The sequence below is a fragment of the Archangium sp. genome, assembly GCF_057119385.1.
Genome location: NZ_DBNGVP010000203.1, coordinates 1 through 26,239, shown reverse-complemented (window position 1 = coordinate 26,239; position 26,239 = coordinate 1). Strand labels below are relative to the sequence as shown.

Annotated in this window: 20 protein-coding genes; 10 read left to right on the top strand and 10 right to left on the bottom strand. The window is 71.4% G+C overall.

From position 1 onward, the window contains the following. Positions 1–13 precede the first annotated feature (13 nt). The 3 genes from AC16DP_RS46320 to AC16DP_RS46310 all read right to left on the bottom strand — a co-directional run bounded on the left by AC16DP_RS46320 (position 14) and on the right by AC16DP_RS46310 (position 4,913). Complete coding sequence (locus AC16DP_RS46320) at positions 14–2,875, bottom strand: carboxypeptidase regulatory-like domain-containing protein (protein WP_329729029.1); 2,862 nt, start codon at positions 2,873–2,875, stop codon at positions 14–16. 74 nt (positions 2,876–2,949) lie between these two features. Further along, a complete protein-coding gene (locus AC16DP_RS46315; protein ID WP_329729028.1) occupies positions 2,950–3,945 on the bottom strand; it encodes a lipid kinase in 996 nt (331 codons plus the stop codon). A 110-nt stretch (positions 3,946–4,055) separates the two neighbouring features. Further along, entirely contained in the window at positions 4,056–4,913 is an 858-nt protein-coding gene (locus AC16DP_RS46310; RefSeq protein WP_329729027.1) for an EF-hand domain-containing protein, read from the bottom strand. A 446-nt stretch (positions 4,914–5,359) separates the two neighbouring features. Between AC16DP_RS46310 and AC16DP_RS46305 the strand changes: the two genes are divergently transcribed. Beyond that, positions 5,360–5,965: a hypothetical protein gene (locus AC16DP_RS46305; RefSeq protein WP_329729026.1), complete on the top strand. Its 606-nt coding sequence runs from the start codon at positions 5,360–5,362 to the stop codon at positions 5,963–5,965. Between the two features lie 3 nt (positions 5,966–5,968). Here the strand turns inward: AC16DP_RS46305 and AC16DP_RS46300 are convergent, their stop codons facing one another. The 3 genes from AC16DP_RS46300 to AC16DP_RS46290 form a co-directional block, all read right to left on the bottom strand. Then, positions 5,969–6,682: an HAD family hydrolase gene (locus tag AC16DP_RS46300; protein ID WP_329729041.1), complete on the bottom strand. Its 714-nt coding sequence runs from the start codon at positions 6,680–6,682 to the stop codon at positions 5,969–5,971. An 85-nt stretch (positions 6,683–6,767) separates the two neighbouring features. Beyond that, positions 6,768–7,535, bottom strand: coding sequence for a hypothetical protein (locus tag AC16DP_RS46295; RefSeq protein ID WP_329729025.1), 768 nt, complete (start codon positions 7,533–7,535; stop codon positions 6,768–6,770). A 100-nt stretch (positions 7,536–7,635) separates the two neighbouring features. Beyond that, positions 7,636–7,986, bottom strand: a complete 351-nt coding sequence (locus AC16DP_RS46290; RefSeq protein WP_329729024.1) for a hypothetical protein — start codon at positions 7,984–7,986, stop codon at positions 7,636–7,638. A gap of 208 nt (positions 7,987–8,194) precedes the next feature. Between AC16DP_RS46290 and AC16DP_RS46285 the strand changes: the two genes are divergently transcribed. The 5 genes from AC16DP_RS46285 (at position 8,195) to AC16DP_RS46265 (ending at position 15,812) form a co-directional block, all read left to right on the top strand. Next, positions 8,195–9,178 (top strand): site-2 protease family protein, encoded by a 984-nt coding sequence (locus AC16DP_RS46285; RefSeq protein ID WP_329729023.1) that lies wholly within the window; start codon positions 8,195–8,197, stop codon positions 9,176–9,178. Continuing rightward, positions 9,175–10,356, top strand: coding sequence for a zinc ribbon domain-containing protein (locus AC16DP_RS46280; protein ID WP_329729022.1), 1,182 nt, complete (start codon positions 9,175–9,177; stop codon positions 10,354–10,356). The genes AC16DP_RS46285 and AC16DP_RS46280 overlap by 4 nt, the downstream gene beginning before the upstream one ends. A gap of 4 nt (positions 10,357–10,360) precedes the next feature. After that, positions 10,361–11,692 carry an ATP-binding protein gene (locus AC16DP_RS46275; RefSeq protein WP_329729021.1) on the top strand — a complete coding sequence of 444 codons (1,332 nt, stop codon included), beginning with the start codon at positions 10,361–10,363 and terminating at the stop codon, positions 11,690–11,692. Next, positions 11,689–12,252, top strand: a complete 564-nt coding sequence (locus tag AC16DP_RS46270) for a response regulator transcription factor (RefSeq protein ID WP_329729020.1) — start codon at positions 11,689–11,691, stop codon at positions 12,250–12,252. The genes AC16DP_RS46275 and AC16DP_RS46270 overlap by 4 nt, the downstream gene beginning before the upstream one ends. 227 nt (positions 12,253–12,479) lie before the next feature. Then, complete coding sequence (locus AC16DP_RS46265; RefSeq protein ID WP_329729019.1) at positions 12,480–15,812, top strand: OmpA family protein; 3,333 nt, start codon at positions 12,480–12,482, stop codon at positions 15,810–15,812. Between the two features lie 128 nt (positions 15,813–15,940). Here AC16DP_RS46265 and AC16DP_RS46260 read toward each other — a convergent pair whose 3' ends face one another. Next, positions 15,941–16,396 (bottom strand): hypothetical protein, encoded by a 456-nt coding sequence (locus AC16DP_RS46260; RefSeq protein WP_329729018.1) that lies wholly within the window; start codon positions 16,394–16,396, stop codon positions 15,941–15,943. Positions 16,397–16,567: 171 nt separating this feature from the next. On the opposite strand from AC16DP_RS46260, the gene yoaA reads away from it, so the two are divergent. Beyond that, positions 16,568–18,568, top strand: coding sequence for a DNA repair helicase YoaA (yoaA, locus tag AC16DP_RS46255; protein ID WP_329729017.1), 2,001 nt, complete (start codon positions 16,568–16,570; stop codon positions 18,566–18,568). A gap of 170 nt (positions 18,569–18,738) precedes the next feature. Beyond that, positions 18,739–20,214, top strand: coding sequence for a sensor histidine kinase (locus AC16DP_RS46250; RefSeq protein WP_329729016.1), 1,476 nt, complete (start codon positions 18,739–18,741; stop codon positions 20,212–20,214). Positions 20,215–20,252: 38 nt separating this feature from the next. Here the strand turns inward: AC16DP_RS46250 and AC16DP_RS46245 are convergent, their stop codons facing one another. The 3 genes from AC16DP_RS46245 to AC16DP_RS46235 form a co-directional block, all read right to left on the bottom strand. Next, positions 20,253–21,377, bottom strand: a complete 1,125-nt coding sequence (locus AC16DP_RS46245; RefSeq protein WP_329729015.1) for a type IV pilus twitching motility protein PilT — start codon at positions 21,375–21,377, stop codon at positions 20,253–20,255. Positions 21,378–21,379: 2 nt separating this feature from the next. After that, positions 21,380–23,125, bottom strand: a complete 1,746-nt coding sequence (locus tag AC16DP_RS46240; protein ID WP_329729014.1) for a type IV pilus twitching motility protein PilT — start codon at positions 23,123–23,125, stop codon at positions 21,380–21,382. 252 nt (positions 23,126–23,377) lie between these two features. After that, complete coding sequence (locus AC16DP_RS46235) at positions 23,378–23,914, bottom strand: GNAT family N-acetyltransferase (protein ID WP_329729013.1); 537 nt, start codon at positions 23,912–23,914, stop codon at positions 23,378–23,380. Positions 23,915–24,199: 285 nt separating this feature from the next. On the opposite strand from AC16DP_RS46235, the gene AC16DP_RS46230 reads away from it, so the two are divergent. Then, positions 24,200–24,904 carry a GTP-binding protein gene (locus AC16DP_RS46230; protein WP_329729012.1) on the top strand — a complete coding sequence of 235 codons (705 nt, stop codon included), beginning with the start codon at positions 24,200–24,202 and terminating at the stop codon, positions 24,902–24,904. Continuing rightward, positions 24,901–26,239 (top strand): ATP-binding protein (locus AC16DP_RS46225; RefSeq protein ID WP_483957088.1); only part of this gene is annotated, 1,339 nt, incomplete at its 3' end. The genes AC16DP_RS46230 and AC16DP_RS46225, both read left to right, overlap by 4 nt.

Sequence of the window (26,239 nt, the reverse complement as noted above, 5' to 3'; positions counted from 1 at the left end):
TGTTTCCCAGGGCTCAATCCGCCCGGGTCAACAGCAGCGTCTGCTCCACGCCGCCTTCGCGCCGCACCGTCACCTGCACCGGTGTGCCGGGCGCGCCCTGGGTGCGGCGCTCCGCCTCCGTACGGTTGCGCACCACCTGCCCATCCACGGACAGCAGCCGGTCCCCCACGCGCACGCCTCCCCGGGCCGCGGGGCCCTCCGGCGTCAGCCACGCGATGGACACCTGCCCCTGGTTGTCGCTGAAGCCCGCGCCCACGCTGCCCGCGTTCGCCTTGCGCGCCGTCACCTGCACGTCGCCGACGTCCACCGCCTCGCTCGCGGCCACCGTCACGGTGCGCGTCTCCGCCCTCCCCTCCGGCGCGAGCATCTGCACGGTGTTCGCCCCGGGCGTCACGTCCTCCAGGCGGAAGCGGCCGTCGGGTCCCGAGTACGCATCGGCCTTCGAGCCCGGTGCCCGGTCCAGGTAGAGGCCCACGCCCGAAGCCGGTGCGCCCGAGGGGCTCCACACCACGCGCCCCGAGATGGAGGCCGCGCCGCCCGTCAGCGGCACCTCCACCTCCGCGCGCTGTCCCGGCGAGAGCGTCACCTGTGCCTCGCCCGTGCGCCCGTCCGTGGTGCGCACGCTCACCTTCAGCGGCTGTCCCGGGGCGTCGGTGAGCAGGAACTCGCTCCCGGGGAACGTGCGCTGCGTGTCTCGGGCCCACGCCGGCACCGAGCCGTCCGCGTTCAGCAGGCGCAGCGTGAAGCCGCTCGGCGCGGCGCCACTGCGCGCCACCACGCGTCCGCGGAGCGTGGCCGCGGGTTGGAGCTGGAGCTTCAGCTCGCCCGCGCCCTCCGGGATGGGCAGGGGAACACTGAGCCGGCCCGCGTTGTGCGCCTGCAGCGTCAGCGTGGTGGGCTGGGGGTGGGGCGGCACGCCGAAGCGTCCCTGCTCGTCCGCGTCCACGGGAATGGAGAAGGGGAAGTCGCCCGCCTGCGTCGCCACCACCAGGGCCCCGGGGCTCGGCGCTCCCGAGGGCTCCAGCACCACGCCGTGCAGCCCGCGCTCGTTCAGCAGCGTGAGGTCCATCGTCACCGAGGCGCCGGGCTCCACCGTCACCGCCGGGTCATCCACGTGGTGGTAGGTGTAGCGGGCTCCCGGCAGCACGGCGGTGAGCTGGTAGACGCCCGCGCGCAGCTCGAGCTGGTAGTGGCCCTCGGCGTCCGTCTCGGCGAGGCCCATGTCCACCAGGCCGCCGGAGCCCTCCTTCGCCATCGCGCGCACCACGGCGGGCTCGGGCAGCGGCGCGCCCGAGGACTGCGTCACCCGGCCCCGCACCATTCCCGTCTCCGCGAGCGTGAAGTCCACCCGGCCCCGCGCGCCCGAGGCCAGCTGCGTGGTGCGGCTCGTCCACACGGCCGAGGCGTCCTGCTTCGCCTGGACCCGCACCGTGCCCACCGGCAGTCCTTCCAGCAGGAAGGCGCCCTCGGCGTCAGTGCGCGTGTAGAGCTCCTCGCCCGAGGCGCCACGCAGCAGGCCCGCGCGCACGCTCACGCCGCCCAGCGGCCGTCCCTGTCCATCCGCCACCGTGCCCTCCACCGACGCGGTGCCCTCCAGGCGGAAGTCCGCCACGGTGTACCGGTCCGCCTCCACCACCAGCCCCCGGCTCGAGGTGTCCGTGTGGCCCGGGGCCAGCACCCGCACGTCGTAGTCTCCCGGCGGCAGCTCCAGCGCGTACTGGCCCGAGGCGTCCGTCCGCGCGCGGCCCAGCTCTCCGCCCGCACCGGCCGGGCTCGCCACCAGCCATGCGCCCTCCACGGGCCCGGCGTCCGCCACGCGCGTCACCGTGCCCGCGAGGTGCCCGGAGGCCCCGAGCCGCACCGTGATGTCGCGCGCCGTCTCTCCTGGCCCCACGATGATGAAGCCCGGTGCTCGCCCCACCTGTCCGCCCCTGCGGGCCACCACCCAATACGTTCCGCTGGACACCTCGAGCGAGAAGCCTCCACCCGCGCCCGTGGTGGTGCGGAAGTCCGTGGGCCCGCCCAGCACCCGCACCTCCGCGTCCCGCGCTGGCTGTCCGTCCGCGCCCACCACGAAGCCCTCCAGCGTGGAGGCCGGCCACAGCCCCACCTCCAGCTCGCCCGAGGCGGGCACCGCGACGAAGCGCATCGTCCGGCGGCTGAAGCCCGGCGCCTCCGCCACCAGCGCGTAGCGGCCCGGCGCGAGCCCCGTGAAGCCGAAGTGCCCCCGCGCATCGCTCGTCGCTACCGCCACCTCCTCGGGCAGCGCGTGGGCCTGGGCCGAGGGGGTTCCCGGCTCGGTGTAGGGGCGCAGCGTCACCTCGGCGAGGGGCACCGGCTCTCCGCGGCCCTCGGCCACCGTGCGCCCTCGCAGCGAGGCACCTGGGGGCAGGGACAGCTCCACCACCGTCTCGGGCTCGCCCCGGTGCCGGGGCACCTCGCGCCGCGCGGGAGCGTGGCCCTCCGCCTGGGTGCTGAGGAGGTAGAGGCCCGGGGCCGCCGGCAGCCGCAGCGTACCGTCCTCCGCTGTCGTCCCCTCACCGGCTCGGCGCCACGAGGGCTGGCCCGTGTCGTCCTCTGGCCCCTTCAACCAGGCGCGCACCCTCGCTCCCGGCACGGGCGCACCCGAGGCCCTCACCCGCACCACGAAGCTGCCATCGGCCAGCGTCGCGGGGATGTCGAGCGGCGGCGTGGGGCGGGGCGAAGCGCGGGCCGGCGGGGTGCCCGTGGAGCCGGGGCGAGCGGTGGCCCGAGGGCCCACGGCCGCCGTGCCGGAAGTCTCCTCGCCCAGCGTGGGGCGGAGCCACAGCAGGAGGAGCGCCGCCACCGAGAGGGCCGCGGCCACGAGGAGCGGGAAGAGGGGACGTTGGCGCACGGGCTTCTCCGCGGGGAGGGATGACACCCCACGGAGAGACTACCCGTGAAACCGGCGTGCGCCGAAATCCCGGCTCAGTGCGGGGTGGGCGCGGGCGCGTAGACGCGCAGGGCCGCGGGGGCGAGCTCGAAGCGCACCGGCGTGTGGCCGATGATCTCCCCATCCGCGTTGATGTCCTGCGCGGGCCGCGCATCCACGTACAGGTGCGTGCTGTGCACCGAGGTGACGGCCGGGTGACTCACGTGCTCGCCCCGGCGCAGGGACAGGGCGATGCGCGCCAGGGTGGAGACGTCCTGCACGTGGCCCAGTCCGGTGCCCTCGCGCCCGGACTCGGCCGAGGGCGCGGCGATGGTGTAGGCATCCAGCCGGCGGTCATCCAGGCGGGACTCGGGCGTCACCACGTTGCCCGCGCCGTGGTAGCGCCCGTTGCCCACCACGAGCTGGAGCACGTCCAGCTCCATCTCGCCGCGGTCGGTGGTCATGCGCACGTGGAAGGGCTGGTGCTCCCAGAGCTCGGCGACGGCGGCCACGGGGTAGGCCAGCTTGCCGGCGCGCCGTTTGAGCTGGGGCGTGAGCCGCCGGGCGATGGCCGAGGCCAGGCCGAGGCTCACCGCGTTGAGGAAGGGCCGTCCGTTGGCGAGCCCCACGTCCACGCGCGCCGTGTAGCCCGCGGCGATGACGTCGCAGGCGGCCTCGAGCGTGGGCGCGATGCCGAGCGAGCGCGCGAAGTCATTGCCCGTGCCCAGCGGCAGCACGCCCAGCGTCACGTCGCGACCGAGCAGCCGTTGGACCGCGGCGTTCAACGTGCCATCCCCACCGCCGATGAAGATGCGCCGGACTCCGGCGTCCAGGGCCTCGCGCAGCACCCGGTCCATGTGCTTCTGGCGCGAGAGCCGGTGGCAGGCCACCAGGGGGATGCCTCGGGCCGCGAGCGCGGCGCGGGCGGCCGGGAAGGCCTCCTTGCCCATGCGGCACTTGCTGTTGACGACGAGCAGCGCGGGCCCCTCGTCGAGGGCACCGCGCTTGGGGGGCTCCGTGAGTGCGACCTCTGGAGAAGCTTCGTCGGCCATTACCAGCAAGGGTGCGCACGAGCGATCAGGGCAGCCAGGAGGACAGTGTACGTCTGGCCATCCCCGCCGCCTCCCTCCCAGGGCAGGCGAGGGAGCGAGGGGTGCTGAGCTCAGTGGGCGCCCTGGCCCTCGATGATGCGGCGCTGGAGCTCCTGACGCAGGGGCAGGGCCTCCTCGGGGCTCAGGCGGCCGTCCTTGTTGGTGTCGTACTGCTCGAGCACGGCCTGACGGCGGGCGCGCGCGGCGGCGAGGCGGTCCTCACGGAGCTGCGCGCGCTCGGTGAGCTCGAGGATGCCGTTGCCGTTGGTGTCGTACTCGGCGAGCAGCGCCTGGCGCTTCTGCTCCCAGGCGGTGCGGAGGGCCTGGCGGGCGGCCTGGCGCTCGGCCTCATCGAGGGTGCCGTCCTTGTTGGTGTCGTACTTCTCCAGGGCCTGCTGGCGGAGGCGCTCGCAGCGGGCCTCCATGGCGTCGACGAGGGCGGTGCGCTCCTCGGTGGACAGCGCCTTGTCACCGTTCTCGTCGAAGGCCCAGCGCACGCGCCAGAAGGCCCAGTGGCGGACGCGCATGCCGGCGCGGAGGAAGCGCGGGGAGCCGGTCTGCGCGGCGAGGTCGTCCTTGAGCGCCTTCAGCTCGGTGCGGTTGAGCGAGCCATCCTGGTTGGCGTCGTACTTCTGCAGCACCTCCTGGCGGCGGGCGCTGAAGTCACAGATGCCGGGCTCGTCGGTGGTGGGCTCGGTGGCGGTGTCCACGTCCTCGGCGCTCATGGAGGTGAGCGCCTCGGTGGAGGCATCGGCCACGGCGTCGGCGCCGATGTCCCCGGACTCCTCGGAGGTGGACAGGAAGGCCGAGACCTCGCCGACGACGAGCTCCTCCTCCTGCGCGGCGTTGTTGCAGGCCACGGTGGCCAGCGGGAGGGTGAAGCAGAGGGCGGCGGTGAGCAGACGGCGGTAGGGCGTGGTGCGGTTCATGGGTTCTCTCCGAGGGCCGTTGTTCGGCCTCGGTCCCATGAACCCGGGTCCCGCGAGTTGGTTGCGGGCGGGATTATTCCGCTCGTTTCCAGGTGGGCCCGCGCAGGGGGGAGCCCTTCGGATTCCGCTGTGATTTCGGGTAGATATGCTTGCGGACCCGTATGGACATTCGCGCCGTTCGCGTTTACGAGGTCTCCCGGGGTGTTTACACTTGAGTCAGGTGTGCAGGGAGAGATGAGCGTGGACGCTGATGACCCCCGGGAGCAGCGTGGACTGTACGGTGCCAGGCCGAGCAAGAGTGCTGACACGGCGCGGAGGCGTCAGTTCGAGCGCCTGGCGGCGATGACTCCTCGAGAGCGCGTCATCCTGGCGCTTTCGCTCAAGGAGCGTGCTCGTCTCATGGGCGTAGCAGCCGGTCGTCCCCAATTGAGAGATGTGACTCGCAAGTGAGTGACTCGAAAACCATCGATCGGGCAGAGCGCACCATCCAGGTGGCTGAGCGGATTGCCGAGACCCTGCATCAGCATCAGATCCCATCAGCGGTCATTGGTGCCGCGGCGCTCGCCGTTCACCTCTGCCCTCGCTACACCGAAGATTTCGACCTGGCGATCAACATCAATCCGTTCCCGACGATGCGTCGTGTGGAAGAGGATCTCCGCCGACAGGGGTTCGAGGTCGCGTTCGATCCTCCTGATGCTGGCGATTCTCTCGGTGGAGTGCTGCGAGTCACAGGAGATGACTTCGACCTGGTGGAGGTCGTGAACTTCCAGAATCCCTGGCCAGGAGCGCGCGACTGCACCGTGCTGGCCCGGGAAGCCCTCCTCGAAGCCAAGGTGGAGCTGAGCCCAGAGAGCCCGTTGCGCGTCGTCAGCCTGCCCTACCTCATCGCATTGAAGCTCTACGCGGGAGGGCGAAAGTCGACGAACGACGTTCTCGAGCTCCTCGAGCGCAATCGGGAGCTCCTGGACCTCGCCGGGCTGCGTGACGTGTGCAACCGTTACGGGCTCGGCGCGGCGCTGGAGCCCCTGCTGACGGAGCTCGGCTTCGCGTAGCCGTCAGCGCGGCTCCTCGTCCTTGGCGGCGGCCACCGCGTCCGCGGCCCACGGCCAGGTGTCTCGCGAGGACTCGTAGTGCGCCAGCAGGTCCGCCGGGTCCTCGTAGATGGCGCGGCAGCCCGCCGTGCGCAGATCCTCCTCCGGGAAGCCTCCGCACAGCACGCCCACCGTGGGCACTCCCGCCTTGCTCGCCGCCAGCGCGTCGTAGGGCGTGTCCCCAATCACCACCACCGTGCGCGGATCCGGCCGGCCCAGCCGCTCCAGCGCCGCCTCGAAGATGTCCGGGTGCGGCTTGGACTTCGACGCGTCGTCCTTCGACGTCTCGCCGTCCAGCATCCCCTGGATGCCGCACAGGCGCAGGTAGAACTCGAGCTCGTCCCCCTTCGCGCTGGAGGCCACCGCGAGGCGCAGCCCGTCCTTGCGCAGCCGCTGGAACAGCTCGCGCACCCGCGGGAAGGGGCGCAGCTTCGGCATGAACTCGCGCTGGAAGAGCGTGGAGCGGAAGTCGCTCAGCTCCTGGCCGAACTTCTCCAGCTCGTCCTCCGTGAAGAAGACGGGCATCAGCTGGTCCGCGCCCTTGCCAATCTGGCTGCGCACGTGCGCGAAGGGCACGTCGCGGCCGAACTCCAGGAAGGCACGTCTCCAGGCCTCGGCATGCTCGTCCACCGAGTCCACCAGCGTGCCATCCACATCGAAGATGACGTTCTCCACCAGGGCCATGACCTCGCGCTCCTTCCCGGTGGGGAAGGTGGGGACGCTCCCCGGGGCCATCAACCCCGTCCGGACGCGCGAGCGCCCCCTACCGCCCGCCGAGCGCCGCGAGCGTCTTCGTCTCAACGTCGTAACCCCCGGGCGCGCTCAGCGAGAACGTCTCCGCGGGCAGGGCGGGGTTGAGCTCCACGCGCGACAGGGACGTCTCGGCCACCTGCTGTCCGCCGCCCCACTGTGTCAGCCGCCTGGGAACGCACAGGCCGAGAGCCTGCTCGCAGTGCTCCTCCTCCACGCGCAGCTCCGCCGTGTCCCCGCCGCTCCGGGTGCGCTTGCCCAGGAAGTCCATGGCCGGCCAGCGCAGCACGTACGTCACCTCCACGTCCGTGCCCGCGGGCTTCACCGTCAGCTCCACCGCCTCGGGGCCCTGGGGGTGCTGCGTCCGGCGCGCGCTCACGCCCTGGCCCGGCAGCAGCGGCACGCGGAAGCCCTCGGGCGCGAAGGGCGCGAAGAGCGCCGTGAGCACGCCCGCCCGCTCCCCGGGCCCCAGCCCCCCTTCATAGGTGCGGAACTTCTTCGCCACGTCGTCGCGCTCGAAGAGGTGCTCCCCGTCCCAGGCGAAGGCGCGCACGGCCGGCGTGCCCAGCGTCCCCAGCATCTTCCGCGGCGCGCGGTAGGCGAACTGGAAGTCCATCGTCTGGCCCGCCTCGCGCGCGGTGCCCGCCAGCGCGTAGCTGGTGAGCTTGCCGTCGCGCGCGGCCAGGCGCTGCCGGGCGTCGGCGAGCAGGGTGGACGAGTCCTCACCCCGGCGGCAGCCGGCGAGGACGAGCAGGAGCAGGGACAGGGGGCGGACGGACATGGGACTCGGAGAGGGGCGCTCGGGAGGGCGCTGAAAAAGCAGAAGGCCCCGCTGTCGCCAGGGGGCCCTCGCACACTACCGTGGAAACGGTGGTGGCTGACTACTTCACCGCCACGCCCGTCGCCTGCGAGTAGGTCAGGCTGAGGATGGTGCCGGTGAGGGCGAAGATGCCGTGACGCGGCGTGGTGGAGGCGCCCAGCAGCTGCACCTTGTTGCCGCCCATGGCCTTGGCCTCGGCCACCAGGAGCTTGTTCACCACGGTGTCCAGGTCGCTCTGCACCAGGTCGATCACGTGGAAGATGGCGGTCAGGCCCAGCGCGGTGCCCTGGATGACGGCGATCGGCTCGCCACCCGCGGCGGACACCTCGTTGCCCGAGACCACCGCGGTCTCCACGCTCGTGCACGCCACCAGGCTGCTCGCCAGAAACGCCGAAACAATGGCCTTCTTCATCGTGTGCTTCCCTCCGGTTGGACGCTGGGGCGCACTGACCATTCGGTAGACCAGGCCCCCAACAGGTCGATGGGTCTTCAAGCTGCCGGGCCGTCGTAGCAAAGGCACCTTTCAAGTCAAGCAATGGATCTTCCAACCCCCCTTCTCCGCCCACTGGGGGCCGGGCCGCATTGAAATACCGGCCCGCCGTGGCTACCCCCTCCCTTCCATGGAGAGCGCGCCCGCCCGAGTCGTCAACCGCCCCTGGTTGCACCTGCTGCTCTTCGTGCTGACCGTCGGCACCACCTCGCTCACCTTCGACAACCTCTTCCTCGGGGCGTCGCTGCCGTGGAGCGCCCGCCTCTCCGAGGCGCTGACCTTCAGTGTCGCGCTGCTGACCATCCTCGGGGCGCACGAGATGGGGCACTACCTGCTGGCGCGCGTGCACGGGGTGGACGCGTCGCTGCCCTACTTCATCCCCTTGCCCTACCTGGGGGTGGGCACCCTGGGCGCCGTCATCCGCATCCGCGGCCGCATCCCCACCCGCAACGCCCTGGTGGACATCGGCGCCGCCGGGCCCCTGGCCGGCCTGCTCGTGGCCCTGCCCTTCCTCCTCTGGGGCCTGGCCCACTCGCCCGTGGTGGACGTGCCCCCGGTGTCCTCCTCCTTCCCGGGCCGCACCTCCCTCTGGTGTCTGGGCGGGGACTTCCTCCAGTGGCTCCAGGTGAAGCTCTCCCTGGCCCCGGCCTCCCCGGCCCGCGACGCCCTCCCCCAGCACGCCCTGCTCATCTTCGGGGACGGGCTGCTGATGCGCGGGCTGAAGTGGCTCGTCCTGGGGCCGCTGCCCCCCGGCAAGGGCCTGCAGGAGCACCCGGTGGTGATTGCCGCCTGGTTCGGCCTGCTGGTGACGCTGCTCAACCTCGTCCCGGTGGGACAGTTCGATGGTGGACACCTCGCCTACGCCCTCTGGGGCGGACACGCCCGGTGGGTGGGCAAGGCCATGGCCCTGGTGCTGCTTTTCCTCACCCTGTTCTACACGGTGACCTGGGGCCCCTGGCTCCTGGTGGCCACGAAGGTGGTGGGATTCGGTCACCCGGAGGTCACCCGACCAGCCGAGCCTTTGGGACTCGGGCGGAAGCTGGTCTGCGCGGTATGCTTCCTCGCGCTGGTGGGGTGTGCCATGCCCGTGCCCATCCGAATGGAGATCTGGTGAAGTACTTCTGCGAGGCTTGCGAGCGGCTCGTTCCACCGGCGTCGTTCCGGATGGAGGACGGTCTGCTCGTGGTCAAATGCTCGCGCTGCAAGGTGGAGATGCGCAGCGTGCCCGAGCAGGTGGAGGAGCCAGGCGCAGCGGCGGCCTCCAAGCCGGCGAAGTCGAAGGCCTCGAAGGCGGAGGAGTCGTCCGAGCCCGTCATCGCGCTCGGCGAGAGCGAGGCCGAGCCGGACCCCATCGAGAACGAGCCCACGCGGCGCGTCTCGGTGCCGGCGGAGCTGCTGGCGGCCATCGAGAACGAGGCGCGGGAGAGCCGCCGCAAGTCGAAGGAGTCCGGGCCGGAGAAGACGCCCGTGCCCGTGGCGGCCGAGCCGGCGAAGACGCCCGCCCCGGCGCCCGTGGGGGTGAAGCCGCAGGTGCCCGAGCCGGTGGTGACGAAGTTCCAGGCCCCCGAGCCCGTGGCGGCCAAGGCCCCGGCCCCCGAGCCCGCGCCGTCCAGGCCCCGGCTGGCCATGTCGGAGACGGCGGCGGCGAACCTGATGGTGCTGCGGCTCTCGGAGGTGCAGCAGCGCGGCGGGGGCGAGACCACGGTGGTGCCGCCGGTCCCGGAGCCCGTGCCGGCGAAGGCCTCGGGCGTCCAGCTGCGCCTGGTGCAGGACGCCTCGGCGCCCGCCGCTCCGTCCTCTTCCTTCTCCTCGTCGTCGGAGGATCCCTTCATGCCGCCGGCGGGCTACTGCCCCAAGTGCATCGGCGTGAAGAAGGACGGCGCGGTGGTGTGCCCCTACTGCGGGCTGGACTACGCGCGCTTCCGGCCCGAGGAGTCGCGGCCCTCCGGGGCGGTGGCCTCCACGTGGTTGGGCGTGGTGGAGCTGTGGGAGAGCAAGGGCGCGCACGACAAGGTGCTGGCGTTGGCCTCGGAGCGCGGGGAGCTGGCCGCGCTGGGCCGCCTGTACCGCATCCGGCTGGCCCGCCACCCCGAGGACACCATGGCGCAGCGGGGGCGCGAGGAGGTGCTGCGGCTGGCGGCGGCCAGCTCCACCTTCATGGCCACGCCTCCGCCGGACAAGGGCACGAAGATGAAGATGGCGGGCCTGGGCCTGCTCTTCCTGCTGCTGATGATCGCGGCGGTGGCGATCGGCGCCCAGGTGAAGCGGATGCTGACGACGGGGACGCCGTAGGGCGGTGCGGGACGCGCAGGCCATCAATCTCTCCTGGCTGCTGAGGCTGCGCTGGGGGGCCGTCGTGGGGCAGGCGGCCATCATCCTGGGCGTGCACTTCGGGCTGGGGATGGCGCAGCGGCTGGTGCCGCTGTTCGCCACCATGGCCGTGGCGGCGGTGAGCAACGCGGCGCTGGGGCTGTGGGCCCGGCGCGAGCGCCCCATCCGCGAGCGGCTGCTGTGGGCGGTGATGGCGCTGGACGTGGCGCTGCTCACGGTGCTGTTGGACTTGAGCGGAGGCCCCTTCAATCCCTTCAGCGCGCTGTACCTGGTGCACATCGCGCTGGCGGCGGTGGTGCTGCGCGCGGGGTGGACGTGGGCGCTGACGGTGCTGGCCATCGCGAGCTTCGGCGCGCTCTTCGTGGACCACCTGTGGTTCCCCAGCGCGGGGGGCGAGCTGTCGTCGGCGCACCCGCAGCACCACATCCATGACGTGCGGATGCACCTGGAGGGGATGTGGGCGGCCTTCGCGCTGGCGGCGGGCTTCATCGTCTACTTCGTGCAGCGGGTGACGCGGGCGCTGGCGGCGCGGGAGGCGGAGTTGGTGGCGGCGCGGGCGGCGGCGGCGCGCCACGAGAAGCTGACGGCGCTGGGCACGCTGGCGGCGGGGGCGGCGCACGAGCTGTCCACGCCGCTGTCCACCATCGCGGTGGCGGCGCGGGAGCTGGAGCGGCAGTGGACGCGGACGGGCGCGGAGGCGACGGCGCTCGAGGACGTGCAGCTCATCCGCCAGCAGGTGGCGCGCTGCCGGGACATCCTGACGCAGATGACATTGGACGCGGGGGCGAGCCAGGGCGAGTCCATGGTGGAGCGGGCGCCCGCGGCCCTGGTGGAGGAGGCGCTGGAGGGGCTGCCGGAGCGGGAGCGGGTGCGCACGGAGCTGGACGCCCGGACGTGGGAGGAGCGGGAGCTCGTCCCGGCGCACGCCTTCGCGCGGGCCATCCGGGGCGTGGTGAAGAACGCGCTGCAGGCGTCGGGGCCGGGGAAGCCGGTGCGGCTGGGGCTGGTGCGCGAGGCGGCGGGGTGGCGGCTGACGGTGGAGGACTCGGGCGAGGGGATGCCGGCGGAGGTGCTGGCGCGGGCGGGCGAGCCCTTCTTCACCACCAAGGCGCCGGGGGAGGGGATGGGGCTGGGACTGTTCCTCACGCGCGCGGTGCTGGAGCAGCTGGGGGGAGGGCTGGTGCTGCGCTCCACGCCCGGGCAGGGGACGACGGTGGTGCTGACGTGGCCGGCGGGGGGGCTGCGACAATCCGCCGCGTTGCCTGCGGGGGCGTCCCGGGTGAAGCCAGGGACATGACGAGCCCGACGAGCCCGACGCCCGGCCATGCGCCGACGCTGCTGCTGGTGGACGACGAGGCGGTGTTCCGCGAGCGGCTGGCGCGGGCCTTCCGCGAGCGCGGCTTCGAGGTGAGCACGGCGGGCTCGTATGACGAGGCGCTCGGGCTGGCCACGAAGGAGTCACCGGAGCTGGCGCTGGTGGACCTGCGGATGCCGGGGCGCGGAGTGCTGGAGCTGGTGCGGGCGCTGCACGCGTTGGATGCGTCCACGCGCATCATCGTGCTCACGGGCTACGGGAGCATCGCCACGGCGGTGGAGGCGGTGAAGCTGGGGGCGTTCAACTACCTGCCGAAGCCGGCGGACGTGGATGACCTGCTGCTGGCCTTCTCGAGGGGTCCGGGCGAGGGGGCGCAGGTGACGGAGGACTTCCAGCCGCCGACGCTGGCACGAGCGGAGTGGGAGCACATCCAGCGGGTGCTGACGGACTGTGGAGGCAACATCTCCGAGGCGGCGAGGCGGCTGGGCCTGCACCGGCGCTCGTTGCAGCGCAAACTGCAGAAGTACCCGCCCGCGCAGTAGCCGTCATCAGGAGTCCTGGGGCTCCCCCACATCCCCTCGCCCTCCGGGAGAGGGACGGGGTGAGGGTATCGCGAGCCCCGGGTTCTCCCCGTGGGGTGACGGACCTCACATCCGGGCCGTGATTCCGCGCACAGCCCGGGAGCGGTGCCGCTGGCACCTTGGTGTGCATGCGGGGAGCCGGAAACACCGGCCCCCGCGAGTACCTCCGTTCCACCCTGGAGCGACCCATGCGGACCCATTCCTCACATTCCCCGGACTCCACCTCGTGGCATCGGCCCTCGCTGCTGCTGTGGGTGCTGTGGCTGCTGTTCACCCTCGCCGCGCTGCTGATGGCCGGCCGCGCCGAGGCCCAGAGCACCAAGAAGCCCCGTCACTGGAGCGACCAGCACGGCAACTTCGTCCTCATCGGCAACACGCTCGGGCAGGGCTGCAACGAGGAGACGCCCGCCCCGGTGGTGGGCACTGTCGGGGACAAGTGCGGCAAACACGGAAGCGGTGATGACACCTCACCGGACTACTTCTGGACCATCCAGAGCGTTGCCGGGGCCGAGCGGGCCGTGGCCGACCCGGACGTGCTCCCAGGAAATGCCCGCAGCCGGGCCAGTCTCGAGCTGCCCAAGGGGGCGCGGGTGACGTACGCCCGTATCTACTGGGCGGCCACGCGCTCCAACTCCCAGAGGCCCTCGGACCGGAGCCCGGAGCTGCCGGACACCACCGCGGAGCTCACCTTCCTGCGTGATGTGCCGATGGGTGCTCAGGAGACCCGCAGCCTCACCGCCGACGTGACCTTCGCGTCGGATCGCAAGGTCACGCAGGACTTCCAGTACCAGGCCTCGCTGGATGTGACGGACTTCGTCCAGGAGTACGGGCCGGGCCTCTATCAGCTGGGAGGGGTGGACACGATCGACCTGCGGGGCCGCTACTTCTCCTCCGAGTTCATGTTCACCGCCTGGTGGATGGTGGTGTTCTACGAGCTGGACAGCGAGCCGATGCGGGACCTGAAGCTGTACGACGGCCTGGATCCGGTGGCGGGCTCCGACATCACGGTGAACCTCCGGGGCTTCTACGTGCCGGAGTACGCCAACGAGGCGAAGCTGGGCGTGGTCGCCTTCGACGGAGACGAGTACGACAAGGGGGACTGGCTCGACTTCAACGAGTTCCGGATGGGGAACTCGCTGAACCCGGGGGACAACTTCTTCAACGGCACGCGCAGCCACCAGCCGCTCGCGGCGGGCTCGGTGGGGATGCCCGAGGCGGTGGCGGTGAGCGTTCCGGGAGACCTGCCCCAACTGACGGGCACGCAGGGGAGCCTGTCGGGACTGGACCTGGATGTGGTGGACGTGACGATGGCGGCCGGCTCCCAGACGGCCGAGGTGAAGGTGGGGACCTCGGGTGACATCTTCTGGCTGGGGGGCTTCGTTGCCTCCATCGCCACGAAGCGCCCGGACTTCCGGGAGACGTACAAGACGGTGGAGAACCTCACGCGGGCCGATGGCACGGCGCGGCCCGGCGATTACCTGCGCTACACCATCACCACGAAGAACACGGGGGACGATGCCGCCATCGACACGAAGTTCGTGGACACGCTGCCCGCTCAGCTCACGTATGTCGCGGAGTCCCTCCGGGTGAACAGCCGGCCGGTGACGGACCGCTCCGGCGATGACGTCGGCTCGTGGGATGGGAGCACCACCCTCACCGTCTACCTGGGCCTTGGCGCTTCGTCTTCCAAGGGGGGCGAGATGGCCATCGGTGACTCGGCCACCATCCAGTTCGAGGCGCTCGTCGCCTCCGGGGCCGGGGGCACCATCGAGAACGTCGCCCTCATCAACGCCGCGGGCAAGCTGGGCACGGACGCGATGGACACCCGCTCGCGCCCGGGTCCGGGCGTGCCTCCGGGTCCCACGCCCATCTCCATTCCGGCGACTGATGGCGATGGCGGCACGGACGGTGGGTCCGATGGCGGCACGGACGCTGGGCATGACCCGGAGCCAGTGGAATACGGTGTCGCGGGCCGTGGCTGCAGTGCCTCGAGCGGTTCGCCCCTGGTGTGGCTGGCGGCGCTGCTGCTCGCCGTTCCGCTGATTCGCTCGCGCCGCCGCACGGGCACCGCGGCCATGGGACTGGTGGCGCTCGGCACGCTGTCCGCTCCGGAGGCCGCGCGGGCCCAGCTGCTCGACCCGGCCACGCTGTCCCAGTCCATCGACGTGCAGCGCTACAAGCCCGGCCCTGGTGCCACGGATCTGCTCGGCGTGTACGGCGCGCGGGTGGACAAGCACCTGGGCTGGCACCTGGGCGCCTCGCTCAACTACGCCAACAACCCGCTGAACTTCCTCGACAAGCGCCAGGACGACTTCGTCTACGGCGTGGTGGCCACCCAGGTGACGCTGGACCTGATGGGCTCCATCTCCTTCTTCGACCGGTTCGAGCTGGGCATGGCCCTGCCCGTCACGTACCAGGCCTCCGAGCAGGGAGCCGCCGTGATGCCGGCCTTCGCGGAGGGGGTGAATGGGGCGGGACTGGGAGACCTGCGGCTGGTGCCCAAGGCGCACCTCTTCTCCAAGGGCGGGCTGCACCTGGGCGTGGCCGTGCCCGTGGTGGTGCCCACCGCGGGAGGCCAGGGCTTCCGCGGCGGAGCGGGCCTGGCCGTGCAGCCCCAGGTGGTGGGGGAGTGGCTCTCGGCGAGTGGCGTGCGCGTGGTGGCCAACGTGGGCGCCCACCTGCGCGGAGAGCAGCGGCTGAGCAACCTGCGCGCCGGCAACGAGCTGTCGTACGCGCTCGGGGCGCGGCTGCCGGTGGGGGAGCGGCTCGCGGTGCAGGCGCAGGTGTCGGGGGCGCTCGGACTGGCCGAGCGGAACGCCGAGGAGCTGCCGCTGGAGCTGCTGGCCTCGGTGCAGTACCGCGTGCGTGACGGGCTGCTGGCGCACGTGGGCGGTGGCCCGGGCCTGACGCGCGGCTACGGGACGCCGGGCTTCCGCGTCTTCGCGGGAATCGACTGGACGCAGCCTGGCGAGCGGACCCGTTCGGCCCGGACCGAGCCCGTGGCCTCCACTCCGGTGCCGGTGCCTCTGTCCGAGCCCATGGCCGAGGCGCCGGTGCCTCCCGCGGCTCCCGCGGCTCCCGTCATCGTCGAGACCGATCCGGTGCGGCCTCCGCCCGACGTGTCCCGGGTGCGCCTGGAGGCCAACCGCATCGTCATCCTGGAGAAGGTGCACTTCGCCACCAACAAGGACGTCATCCTGGACAGGTCCTTCGAGCTGCTGAAGCAGGTGGCGTCGGTGCTGAAGACGAACCCGCGGGTGGAGCGGGTGCGCGTGGAGGGGCACACGGACGACCGGGGTGACGACGCCTTCAACATGGACCTGTCGAGGCGGAGGGCCAACAACGTGCGCGCCTTCCTCATCGCCGAGGGGATTGCCCCGGAGCGGCTGGAGGCGGAGGGTTACGGCGAGACGCGGCCGATGGACACGAACGAGACGGAGGCGGGACGGGAGAACAACCGCCGCGTCGAGTTCAACATCGTGAAGCTCGCGGGCGGCGCGGACACGGCTGCGGCCCACTGATTGGGCCCGTGGATGTCCCCTCTCCCTCTGGGAGAGGGCTAGGGTGAGGGTCTTCGCCGTTCGAGGAACACGTGGGTGACGACCCTCACCCCCCGCCCTCTCCCAGAGGGAGAGGGCGCATGCGCAACTCAGGGCTGGCAGGCCTCGCGGAGCCACCTGGCGGCGGAGGAGACGTCGTCGAAGAACACGGCCGTGCCCGGCGCCGTGTGCTCCAGGGTGGTGTTCGCGGAGAGCTGGCTGAGCCGTGAAGGGGACTGCACCCAGGCGAATTGGCGCAGCCCTGCCTTCCTCATGCGGGGAAACCAGTTGCTCGCCACCCAGTAGGCGGCTTCCACCCAGATGCCCGTCACGTGGCTGTTGTCGTTCAGCACCTTCGACAGCCGCTGCGCCTCGAGGTGACGGAGGATCTCCTCGCACCCGGCCTTCACCATGTCCACGGACTGGTAGCCCTTCCAGTCGGCATGGAGCCACCCCTCGGGCTCCAGGTGGATGTCGATGTGCTCGCTCGTATGGAGCTGACGGCGGACCCCGTGTCCGTCGTCTGCCCGGCAGAAGCGGGGAACCAGGGGCGCGCGGAGGGCCACTTCTGGACGAAACCCCCACCCTCCCGGGAGGGGAGCGGGGGAGCGGGGGAGCGGAAAGCCCTGGCGCCAGCCCCACCGGCCAGGCAGCCGAGCCGCTCCTGTACAAAACCCGACGAGCGAGCGGCGCACTGTTATCCTCTTGTGCCCCTTCCTCCCGCCGCTCCCCCGTCCATGTCCCTGCCCGCCTCCTCGCACCGGCTCTCCGTCGACACGCTGCTCGGCCCTGGTGGCGCGCTCCAGGCCGCGCTGGACGCATACGAGTACCGCCCGGAGCAGCTGCAGATGGCGCGCTCGGTGGAGAAGGCCTTCGGCGAGCGGGGCTACCTGCTGGCCGAGGCGGGCACGGGCACGGGCAAGACGCTCGCCTACCTGGTGCCGGCGTTGCTCTCGGGCCGGCGGGTGGTGGTGTCCACGGCGACGAAGACGCTGCAGGAGCAGATCTTCTTCAAGGACCTGCCCCTCCTGCGCGAGCGCATGGGGCTCAGCTTCGAGGCGGCGTACCTCAAGGGGCGCAGCAACTACCTGTGCCTGCACCGCTACGACGCCTTCAGCAAGGATCCGCAGTTCGCCTCGCGGGAAGAGGGGCGGTACTGGAAGCACCTGCAGGCGTGGGCGAGCCGGACGGAGACGGGGGACCGGAGCGAGCTGGAGCTGCCCGAGTCCTTCAGTGCGTGGAGCCGGCTGTCGACGACGTCGGACACGTGCCTGGGCTCGAAGTGCCCGGTGTACGAGAGCTGCCACGTGACGCGGGTGCGGAGGGCGGCGGAGGCGGCGGACCTGCTGGTGGTGAACCACCACCTCTTCTTCGCGGACCTGGCGCTGAGGGGCCGGGGCCAGCGGGGCGAGGGCGTGTTGCCGCAGTACGACGCCGTCATCTTCGACGAGGCGCACGCGCTGGAGGACGCGGCGGGGAGCCACTTCGGGCACTCGGTGTCGAGCTTCCGGCTGGAGGACCTGGTGCGGGACGCGCTGGCCGTCCTGGCGCCCACGGACTCGCGCTTCGGGATGCTGTCCTCGCTGGTGGTGCGCCTGCGCACGCATTCGGAGGCGCTCTTCTCGCAGGCGCCACGGGTGCTGGGCCTCAAGGAGCACGAGGGCGCGGTGGCGCTCAATCCCGAGCGGCTGGCGCTGCTGTCGGGCTCCATCGAGCAGGTGAAGGAGGCGCTCTCGGCGTTGGGGGCCTTCACCACGACCGAGCGCGAGCCGGAGCTGACGCTGCTGACGCGGCGGTGCGCGGAGCTGGTGGCGGACCTGTCCTTCCTGGAGAAGGTGGAGTCGAACGACCACGTGTACTGGGCGGAGGCGCGCGGGCGGGGCGTCTTCCTGCGCGCGAGCCCCATCGAGATTGCCAGGGAGCTGCAGGAGCGGCTCTACGGAGGGGTGGACACGGTGGTGTTCACCTCGGCGACGCTGGCGGCGGAGGGGCGCTTCGACTTCTTCGCGCGGCGCATGGGGCTGTACGACGAGGAGGGCGTGCCGGTGGCGAGCGTGCGCACGGTGTCGGTGCCCAGCCCGTTCGACTTCGAGCAGCAGTCGGCGCTGTACCTGCCCACGCACCTGCCGGACCCGGCGGCCCCCGGCTTCATCGAGGCGGCGGCGGAGGAGATCATCCGGCTGTGCGAGGTGACGGGAGGCCGGGCCTTCGTGCTCTTCACCTCCTTGCGCAACATGGAGCGGGCGCACGCGCTGGCGCGCAGCCGGCTGCCCTACCAGGTGTTGTTGCAGGGCGAGCGGCCCAAGCAGCAGTTGCTGGAGGCCTTCCGCGAGGTGCCCAGCGTGCTCTTCGCGGCGCACAGCTTCTGGGAGGGCGTGGACGTGCCGGGGGACGCGCTGAGCCTGGTCATCATCGACCGGCTGCCATTCGCCTCGCCGGGAGACCCGGTGGTGGCGGCGCGCATCCGCCAGCTCGAGGCCCGGGGCGAGGAGGCCTTTGGGGGCTACCAGCTTCCGCAGGCGGCGCTGGCGTTGCGGCAGGGCTTCGGCCGGCTCATCCGCACGCGGGCGGACCGGGGCATCGTCGCGATGCTGGACCGGCGCATCGTCACCAAGAGTTACGGGCGCGCCTTCCTCACGAGCCTCCCGCCGGCCCGGCGCCTCAACAAGCTCGATGAGCTGAGCGCCTGGTTCGAAGGCACGCTCGCCCTCGAGCGCGAGGACGACGTCGACTTCTGACGGAAGTTTTCAATCGGCGGCTCCCCGTGGAAACGCCGTTGCGTTGGCTGTTGCGCATTGCGGGCAGGGGAGTCTTCGCGTCCATGACGTATCCGCGACGCGCCCGTTATTCTCCGCGACGTGAAGGTCGTGAAGGTCGCAGTGCCTCGACCGGGGGATCGGAGGCGTCCATGCTTGCACCCGAGATGGAGTGGGATGTCGCTGGGGAGAGGGCGGGAGCGGACCCGCTGCTGACGCGTCTCAAACAATCGGAGCGCACGCTGCTCCAGCTCTCCGAGGCGCTCGGAGAGGGAGAGCCGGTGGCGATGGTCTCGGCGCTGCGGCGCGAGGCCGAGTCCCTCCAGGGGCTGCGCAACCAGCTCCAGTCGCTGCTGGGGAACTGGGCCCTGGTGGCGGAGCTGTCGCATCGCCTGTTGAACCTGCCGCTGGAGGAGATGGAGCCGGGGCTGCGCGCCACGCTGGCGGTGCTCGGCGAATGGTTCGGAGCCCAGCGTGCCTACGTCTTCCTGCTGGCCGAGGACCGGCGCCAGGTGGCCGAGGTCTACGCGTGGTGCGCGGAGGGCGTGGCGCCTCATGACGTGGACGGCGCGCGCAGTGTGCCGGTGGACGCCCTGTCCTGGTCCATGCGCCAGCTGCTGACGGGACGGACCGTGCTCGTGAGGGACACGGCGCTGCTGCCTCCTGAGGCCGCGGCCGAGAAGCGGCTCTGCGAGACGCTGGGCACCCGCTCCTACGTGCACATGCCGCTGTTCCTCGGGGGCCGGCTGCTCGGGTGGCTGGGGTGCGATGCGGTGGGGAGACCGGGCGCCTGGCCGGAGGAGTCGCTGCGCCTGATGGCCGTCTCCGGCGGCGTGCTGGTGAATGCCCTGCAGCGCCAGCGGGTGGCGGTGTCCAACGACCGGCTCTCCGAGAGCCTGGAGCAGCTGCAGGAGGCGCAGAGCCAGCTGCTCTTCGCGGACCGGCTGGCGACCATCGGCCAGTTGGCGGCGGGCGTGGTGCATGAGATCAACAACCCGCTGTCCTTCCTGCTCAACAACCTGGCGCACGTGAAGCGGGTGATGGGGCAGGCGAGGCCGCCGGAGGTGACGCAGGCACTCGCGGACGCGAACGAGGGCGCCGAGCGGGTGCGGCAGATCGTGCAGGACCTGAAGCTGCTCTCCAGCCCGGACGAGATGGAGCGCGGCCCGGTGGAGGTGGGGAAGGTGGTGCGCAGCGCGGTGAAGCTGGCGGCGCACGAGATCCGCAACCGGGCGCACGTGGTCGAGTCGCTGGACGAGGTGCCGCGGGTGCGGGGCAACGAGGCGCGGCTGTGCCAGGTGTTCCTGAACCTGCTGTTGAACGCGGCGCACGCCATCTCACCGGGGCAGCCGGAGCACAACCGCATCCAGGTGTCCGCGCGGGAGGTGGAGGGCGAGCGCGTGCGCGTCGAGGTGAGTGATACGGGCTGCGGGATTCCGCCGGAGCTGCTGGAGCGGGTGTTCGACCCGTTCTTCACGACGAAGCCGGTGGGGGTGGGGAGTGGGCTGGGGCTCTCGGTGTGCCGGCGCATCATCACGGCGCACGGAGGGGAACTGTCGGTGGAGAGCGAGCCGGGGCGAGGCACCACCTTCCAGGTGTACCTGCCAGTGCACACCGGAGACCACTAGGGTTGCGCATGCACCCTCTCCCAGAGGGAGAGGGGACCTCAGTGCGAACCACCGGCCTCCCCGAGGTCGAACTCGGGCACCTCGAACTCCGGCTTGAGGCGCTGGAGCACCTTGGCGAAGGCCTCCTTGTCCTGGGCCTTCTCCATGGCGGCCTCCGGGGTGATGGTGTTGGCGGCCACCAGCTTCTCCAGGTGCATGTCGAGCGTCTGCATGCCCAGGTTCTGGCTCGCCTGCATCTTGCTCGCGATTTGAAACACCTTCCCCTCGCGAATCATCGACGCGATGGCGCTGGTGCCGATGAGGATCTCCAGGGCGGCCACGCGGCCCTTGCCGTCCGCGGTGCGGATGAGCTGCTGGGCGACGATGCCGGCGAGGCCCTCGGCGAGCATGCCGCGCACCTGCGGCTGCTCCTCCGCGGGGAACGAGTTGATGATGCGATCGATGGTGGCCGGCGCGCTGTTGGTGTGCACCGTGGCCAGCACCAGCACGCCGAAGCTCGCCAGCTGGAGCGCGAGCTTCATCGTCTCGTTGGTGCGCAGCTCGCCGATGAGGATGACGTTGGGGTCCTCGCGGCCCGCCGAGCGGATGGCGGTGGTGAAGTTGGCGGCGTGGATGCCCACCTCGCGGTGCGTCACCTGCGACTTCGCCGACTCGTGCACGAACTCCACCGGATCCTCGATGGTGAGGATGTGCGCCGGGCGGGTGTGGTTGATGTGGTGGATCATCCCCGCCAGCGTGGTGGACTTGCCGCTGCCGGTGGGGCCGGTGACGAGCACCAGTCCGCTGCGGCGCTCGGCCAGCTTGCGCACCACCTCGGGGGCGTTGAGCTCCGCCAGGGACAGCACCTTGCTGGGGATGGTGCGGAAGACGGCCGCCACGCCCGTCGTCTTGTAGAAGTAGTTGGCGCGGAAGCGCGCCTTGGTGCCGTAGCTGTAGGCGAAGTCGAGGTCCAGGTCCTCGGTTATCTGCCGCTTCTGCTCGGGGCTGGTGAGCTCGAAGAGCATCGCCTCCAGCTCCGGCTGGGTGAGGAGGGCCTCGCGCAGGGGCGTGAGCTCGCCGCGGATGCGTCCCAGGGGCGGGTGGCCGATGCTCAGGTGCAGATCGCTCCCCTTGTTCTCCAGGAGCTTGTCGAAGAGGGCGGCGATGCGCGGCGAGGAGCTCATGGTCAGGCGCTCTTCCGGTTGAGGAGGTTGCCCATCTTGGACAGCAGCTTGCCGCCATCCGGCGACGGGGGCTCGGGAGGAGCGCCGGGCCGCTTGCCCGTCACCATGGCCTCCAGCTCGTCGGGGCTCTCGGCGTAGGCCCTGGCGATCTCCAGCGTCGTCTTCCCGGAGCGCACCAGCTCGGCGAGCGAGTCGTCGAAGCGGATGATGCCGAGCGACTTGCCACGCTGCTGCAGGGAGGGAATCTGGTACGTCTTGTTGTCGCGGATGAGGTTGCCCAGGGCCACCGAGCCGGGGAGCAGCTCGGCGGCGACCACCAGGCTCTGGCGGTCCGCGCCAGGCAGCAGCCGCTGGCTGACGATGAGGCGCAGGCTGCTGGCGAGCGTCATGCGCACCTGCGCCTGGTCCCCCGGCGGGAAGAGGTCGATGAGCCGGTCGATGGTTTTCGCCGCGCTGGGCGTGTTCATCGTGGAGACGAGCAGGTGGCCCGTCTCGCTGGCGGACAGCGCCATGCGCACCGTTTCCGTGTCGCGCAGCTCGCCCACGAGGATGACGTCCGGGTCCTCGCGCAGGCTGCCCTTGAGGGCGGTGGCGAACGTCTTGGTGTGCGTGCCCACCTCGCGCTGGCTCAGCAGCGCCCGCCGGCGCGGGTGGAGGTACTCCACCGGATCCTCCACGGTGAGCACGTGGTGGGTCGTCTCGCAGTTGATGCGGTTGACGATGGCCGCCAGGGTGCTCGTCTTGCCGTGGCCGGAGGGGCCGGTGACGACGATGAGGCCCTGGTGGTGGTGGGTGGCCTTGGCGATGTCGACGGGCAGGCCGAGCGACTCGAGGGTGGGAATCTCGCGGGGGATGAGGCGGAAGCAGCCCTTGTAGCCGGTGCGCTGGCGCGAGACGTTGACGCGGAAGCGGCCGGACTGCCCCAGGTCCAGCGAGAAGTCGGCGCTGCCCTCGCGGTCCAGCACCGGGCGCAGGCGCGCGGGCACGTGCGGCAGCAGCATCGACTCCACCATCTCGGGCGGCAGCGGCTCACCGTGGGGCAGCAGCTCGCCAACGACGCGGAAGAGGGGAGGGCGGCCGGCGACGACGTGCAGGTCGCTCGCGCCCACGGTGCGTGCGTCCTCCAGCAGCATCGTCAGGTTGCGCGCGGACTCCGGGCGCACCACGAGGCGCGGCCCCTGGGGCACCTCGGCCACGGGCTCGGCGGCGGCGGGCGGAGGCGGCTCGGCGGGCGGAGGCGGCTCGGCCGTGGGCTTCTCGGTGGGGAGGATCTGCACGCCCTTGGCCGGCCGGGGGGACAGTCCGCCCGCGGGGGGCGCCGGACGCGAGGCGGCGGCCGGAGCCGGAGGCGCGCCCGTCCCGGCGGGGCGCTGGGCGGCGGGAGCCGGCGTGGCGGCGGGCGCGGGAGGCCGGGGCGTGGGCGCGGCGGCGCCGGCCTGGGCGGGCTCGGTGCGCATGACGCGCACGTTGAGGACGTCTCCCCGGCGCAGGGCGCCGACGACGACGGGTCCGAGGCCCTCCATGCGCATGGCCCACTGGCTCGGCTTGTCGGAGACGGTGGCGGCGCGGGCCTCTCCCACCAGGGTGTGGAGCATCCCCTGCAGCCCCTCGGGGGTGAGGAGGGCCGGGTCCAACGCCTCGAAGGCGCCGGTCGCCATCTTCACCATGGGGGTGCGCCCGGAGATGAGGGCGAGCTCCACCGCGCCCGGGCGGGCCAGGTGGCGCAGCAACTCCGTGAGGGTCTTCATGCCCGGCTCATCCTTCTTCCAGCCCCGGAGCCATGCCGGCCCCGGGAGAGCGCGTCCAGCATAGCCGCGAATTGCCACGAATTCTGGAAAGAGGACGGCCGGCGCGCCGCCGGGCCCGGGGGCGGGCGGGGGAGCGGCCGGAAAAAGAAGCGCCCGGCTCGGCCCTCGGAGAGGGTCCAGACCGGGCGCTTTCAGGAGAGGGAAGCGGCCCTGGAGGACGCGGCCGGGCTTCCCTTCCCGAGGCTCCTCAGCTCACAGCTCGCGAGACATGAGGAGGCGCAACTTGCCGGACTTCTTGGACACCACCGTGGCCACGGTGGTGAAGCCCGCGTTGCGGTAGAAGCTCACCGCCGGGGCGTTGGCCGGATCCACCCGCAGGGCGATCGTCTTGCGGAACATGTCCCGCGCCACCTGCAGGGCCTGGTTGAGCACCGCCTGGCCCAGGCCGCGCCGGCGCAGCTCCGGCCGGATCACGATGTTGCGCATGTAGGCGGCGCCGGGCACCGGACCGTCCCGCTCCACCGTCACATAGCCCACCACCTGGTTGTGCACCTTGGCCACGTGGATGAAGGGCTTGAGCGCCGTCAGCGCCTTGAGGCTGTCCTCCACCGTCTCTCCGCGGCTCTTCCAGGGCTCCGAGCTGGAGCGCAGGGCGGCCACGGACGCCATGTCCTCATCGGTCGGGGCGGAAAACTTCACCGCCGGCGCCAGGTCGTTGGGCAGGTTGGCCATGTCCGGCACTGGCATCGCGGCCACCTCCACGCCCGGGTCCACCCGCTTCATCGTCATGCCTTGCTCCTCCATTGCGCTACGATCCTAACCGCTTCACCGGTGCCCATGCACGCTCTGGGTGCGGCGCACATTTCCCCCCATGAGGGGGAGCCGGACTTTTCCAAACTGCGCATGGGCTCCCGGCATTCCAAGGCCGCCCGCTCCCGCCTCATCCGGGGGTTTTCGCACGGGTAGGGTGGGGGGCGGCTTTCAATGCTGAACACCTTTCACTATAAAAAACCGTCCGCCTGGGGCGGGTTGGCCCCCCCTTCCCTCTCCCTCTCGGCAGCCTGAGCTCCGCACGTGCAACTCAACCACGCCCAGCGCGAACTCACCCTGAAGATCGTCTACTACGGCCCAGGGCTGAGTGGGAAGACGACGAACCTGCGTGCCATCCACGCGCGGGCCCGGCCGGAGGCGCGCGGCCGGTTGCTCAGCGTGGAGACGCACGAGGATCGTACGCTCTTCTTCGATCTGCTTCCGGTGTTCTTCACCAGCAGCTCGGGCTTCAAGGTGAAGCTCAAGCTCTTCACCGTGCCGGGACAGGTGGTGCATGACGCCACGCGGCGGGTGGTGCTGCAGAACGCGGACGCGGTGGCCTTCATCGCCGACAGCCGCCGCAGCGCCTCCGCGGAGAACAACGCCTACTGGCGCAAGCTCCGGGCCAACATGAGGGAGATCGGTCTGGACGCGACACAGGTGCCGGTGGTCATCCAGTTCAACAAGAGGGATCTGCCGGACGCGCAGACGGACGCGGAGCTGGACGAGGCGCGCAAGAAGGGGGGGGAGCCGGTGGTGGGGGCGGTGGCGCTGAGGGGGGAGGGCGTGATGGAGACGCTGCACGTGCTGTTGCAGTCGGCGTGGCGCAACCTGGACGAGCGCGCGCGGCTGTCGCGCAACATCGGCCTGACGGAGAAGGAGTTCCTCACCCACATCTTCCAGCAGATGGACCTGACGGGAACCGGCCTCGAGTCCCAGTATCCGTCTTCACCCGGGAGGCCGCGATGAGCGCCGACAAACCAGGCGCCGCGGGCAGCGCGCCAGAGCACGCCGGCTCGGTGCTCCAGCGGAAGGCCTCGTTGGTGGACATGTTGGACCCGCTCAGCTTCGGGGACGTGGTGGAGAGCCTCGGGGAGCTGTACCGGGTGGGAATCCGGGTGCTGGACGAGCGGGGCCGGACGCTGGCGGACGCCAAGGGCGGCAACGGGGATTTCTGCGGCTTCGTGAACACCCACGCGCAGGGCCGTGCGCGCTGCACGGCGCTGGTGGCGCGGTTGAGCGAGGGGCCGCTGACGCCCACGCAGGGCGCGCAGGTGCTCCCCGGGACGAGCCCGCTGGGCGGCGAGCTGCTGGGCGTGCCGTGCTTCACCGGCCTGCGCTACGTGGTGATGCCGGTGCAGTGGGAGGGGGATCTGCTGGGCCGGGTGGTGTTCGGGCCGTTCGCGCCGGAGGAGCTGGCGGACGTGCCGGCGTCGCTGACCGAGCTGGAGGGGCTGGAGCTGGAGCGGGCGCGCGAGCTGCTGGCGCACGTGGGGCGGCAGAGCGAGCACCGGGTGGCGAAGATGCTGGCGCACGTGGCCCAGGTGCTGGCGGCGCTGATCGCGGCCGGGCAGAAGTCGTACCTGACGGGGCAGCTGCACCTCGAGGCGATGCTGGAGACGCAGCGGGACCTGGAGTCGCAGAACGCGCAGCTGATGAGGCTCAACCAGCGGTTGAAGGAGGCGGACCGCATCAAGTCGAGCTTCCTGGGGACGGTGAGCCACGAGCTGCGCACGCCGCTGTCGTCCATCATCGGCTACTCGGAGATGCTGGCCGAGGGGCTGGTGGGCGGGCTGAATCCGGAGCAGATGCAGTTCGTGCGCACCATCATCGAGAAGGGCAACACGCTGCTCAAGCTCATCTCCTCCATCCTGGACATGAGTCAAATCGAGGCGGGCAAGGTGCGGCTCGCCTTCGAGTGGGTGGACGTGCAGGAGCTGGTGGAGGGGGCGCTGACGAGCGTGATGCCGCAGGCGCAGCGCAAGGGCCTGACGGTGAAGGTGCAGCTGCCGGAGGTGGCGCAGCCGCGGGTGGTGGCGGACCGGGAGAAGCTGAGCCAGGTGGTGGTGAACCTGCTGGCCAACGCGGTGAAGTTCACGCCGGGCGGTGGGCAGGTGGAGGTGCGGTTGTCGGCGCACGGCCAGCAGAAGGACCTGGGCGTGGAGGGCTACCGCATTGAGGTGGAGGACACGGGGGTGGGGATTCCGCTGGATCAGCGCGAGCGCATCTTCCAGAGCTTCTACCAGGTGGACGACAGCCCGACGCGCGAGTACGGCGGAGCGGGGTTGGGGCTGGCGATCGTGA

Excerpts from the sequence above, each read along its gene's own strand:
- AC16DP_RS46290 (WP_329729024.1), bottom strand. The coding sequence starts at position 7,986 with ATGAAGAAGGCCATTGTTTCGGCGTTTCTGGCGAGCAGCCTGGTGGCG.
- AC16DP_RS46295 (WP_329729025.1), bottom strand. The coding sequence starts at position 7,535 with ATGTCCGTCCGCCCCCTGTCCCTGCTCCTGCTCGTCCTCGCCGGCTGC.
- AC16DP_RS46235 (WP_329729013.1), bottom strand. The coding sequence starts at position 23,914 with ATGACGATGAAGCGGGTGGACCCGGGCGTGGAGGTGGCCGCGATGCCA.
- AC16DP_RS46245 (WP_329729015.1), bottom strand. The coding sequence starts at position 21,377 with ATGAGCTCCTCGCCGCGCATCGCCGCCCTCTTCGACAAGCTCCTGGAG.
- AC16DP_RS46315 (WP_329729028.1), bottom strand. The coding sequence starts at position 3,945 with ATGGCCGACGAAGCTTCTCCAGAGGTCGCACTCACGGAGCCCCCCAAG.
- AC16DP_RS46240 (WP_329729014.1), bottom strand. The coding sequence starts at position 23,125 with ATGAAGACCCTCACGGAGTTGCTGCGCCACCTGGCCCGCCCGGGCGCG.
- AC16DP_RS46265 (WP_329729019.1), top strand. The coding sequence starts at position 12,480 with ATGCGGACCCATTCCTCACATTCCCCGGACTCCACCTCGTGGCATCGG.
- AC16DP_RS46250 (WP_329729016.1), top strand. The coding sequence starts at position 18,739 with ATGCTTGCACCCGAGATGGAGTGGGATGTCGCTGGGGAGAGGGCGGGA.
- yoaA (WP_329729017.1), top strand. The coding sequence starts at position 16,568 with ATGTCCCTGCCCGCCTCCTCGCACCGGCTCTCCGTCGACACGCTGCTC.
- AC16DP_RS46310 (WP_329729027.1), bottom strand. The coding sequence starts at position 4,913 with ATGAACCGCACCACGCCCTACCGCCGTCTGCTCACCGCCGCCCTCTGC.
- AC16DP_RS46270 (WP_329729020.1), top strand. The coding sequence starts at position 11,689 with ATGACGAGCCCGACGAGCCCGACGCCCGGCCATGCGCCGACGCTGCTG.
- AC16DP_RS46285 (WP_329729023.1), top strand. The coding sequence starts at position 8,195 with ATGGAGAGCGCGCCCGCCCGAGTCGTCAACCGCCCCTGGTTGCACCTG.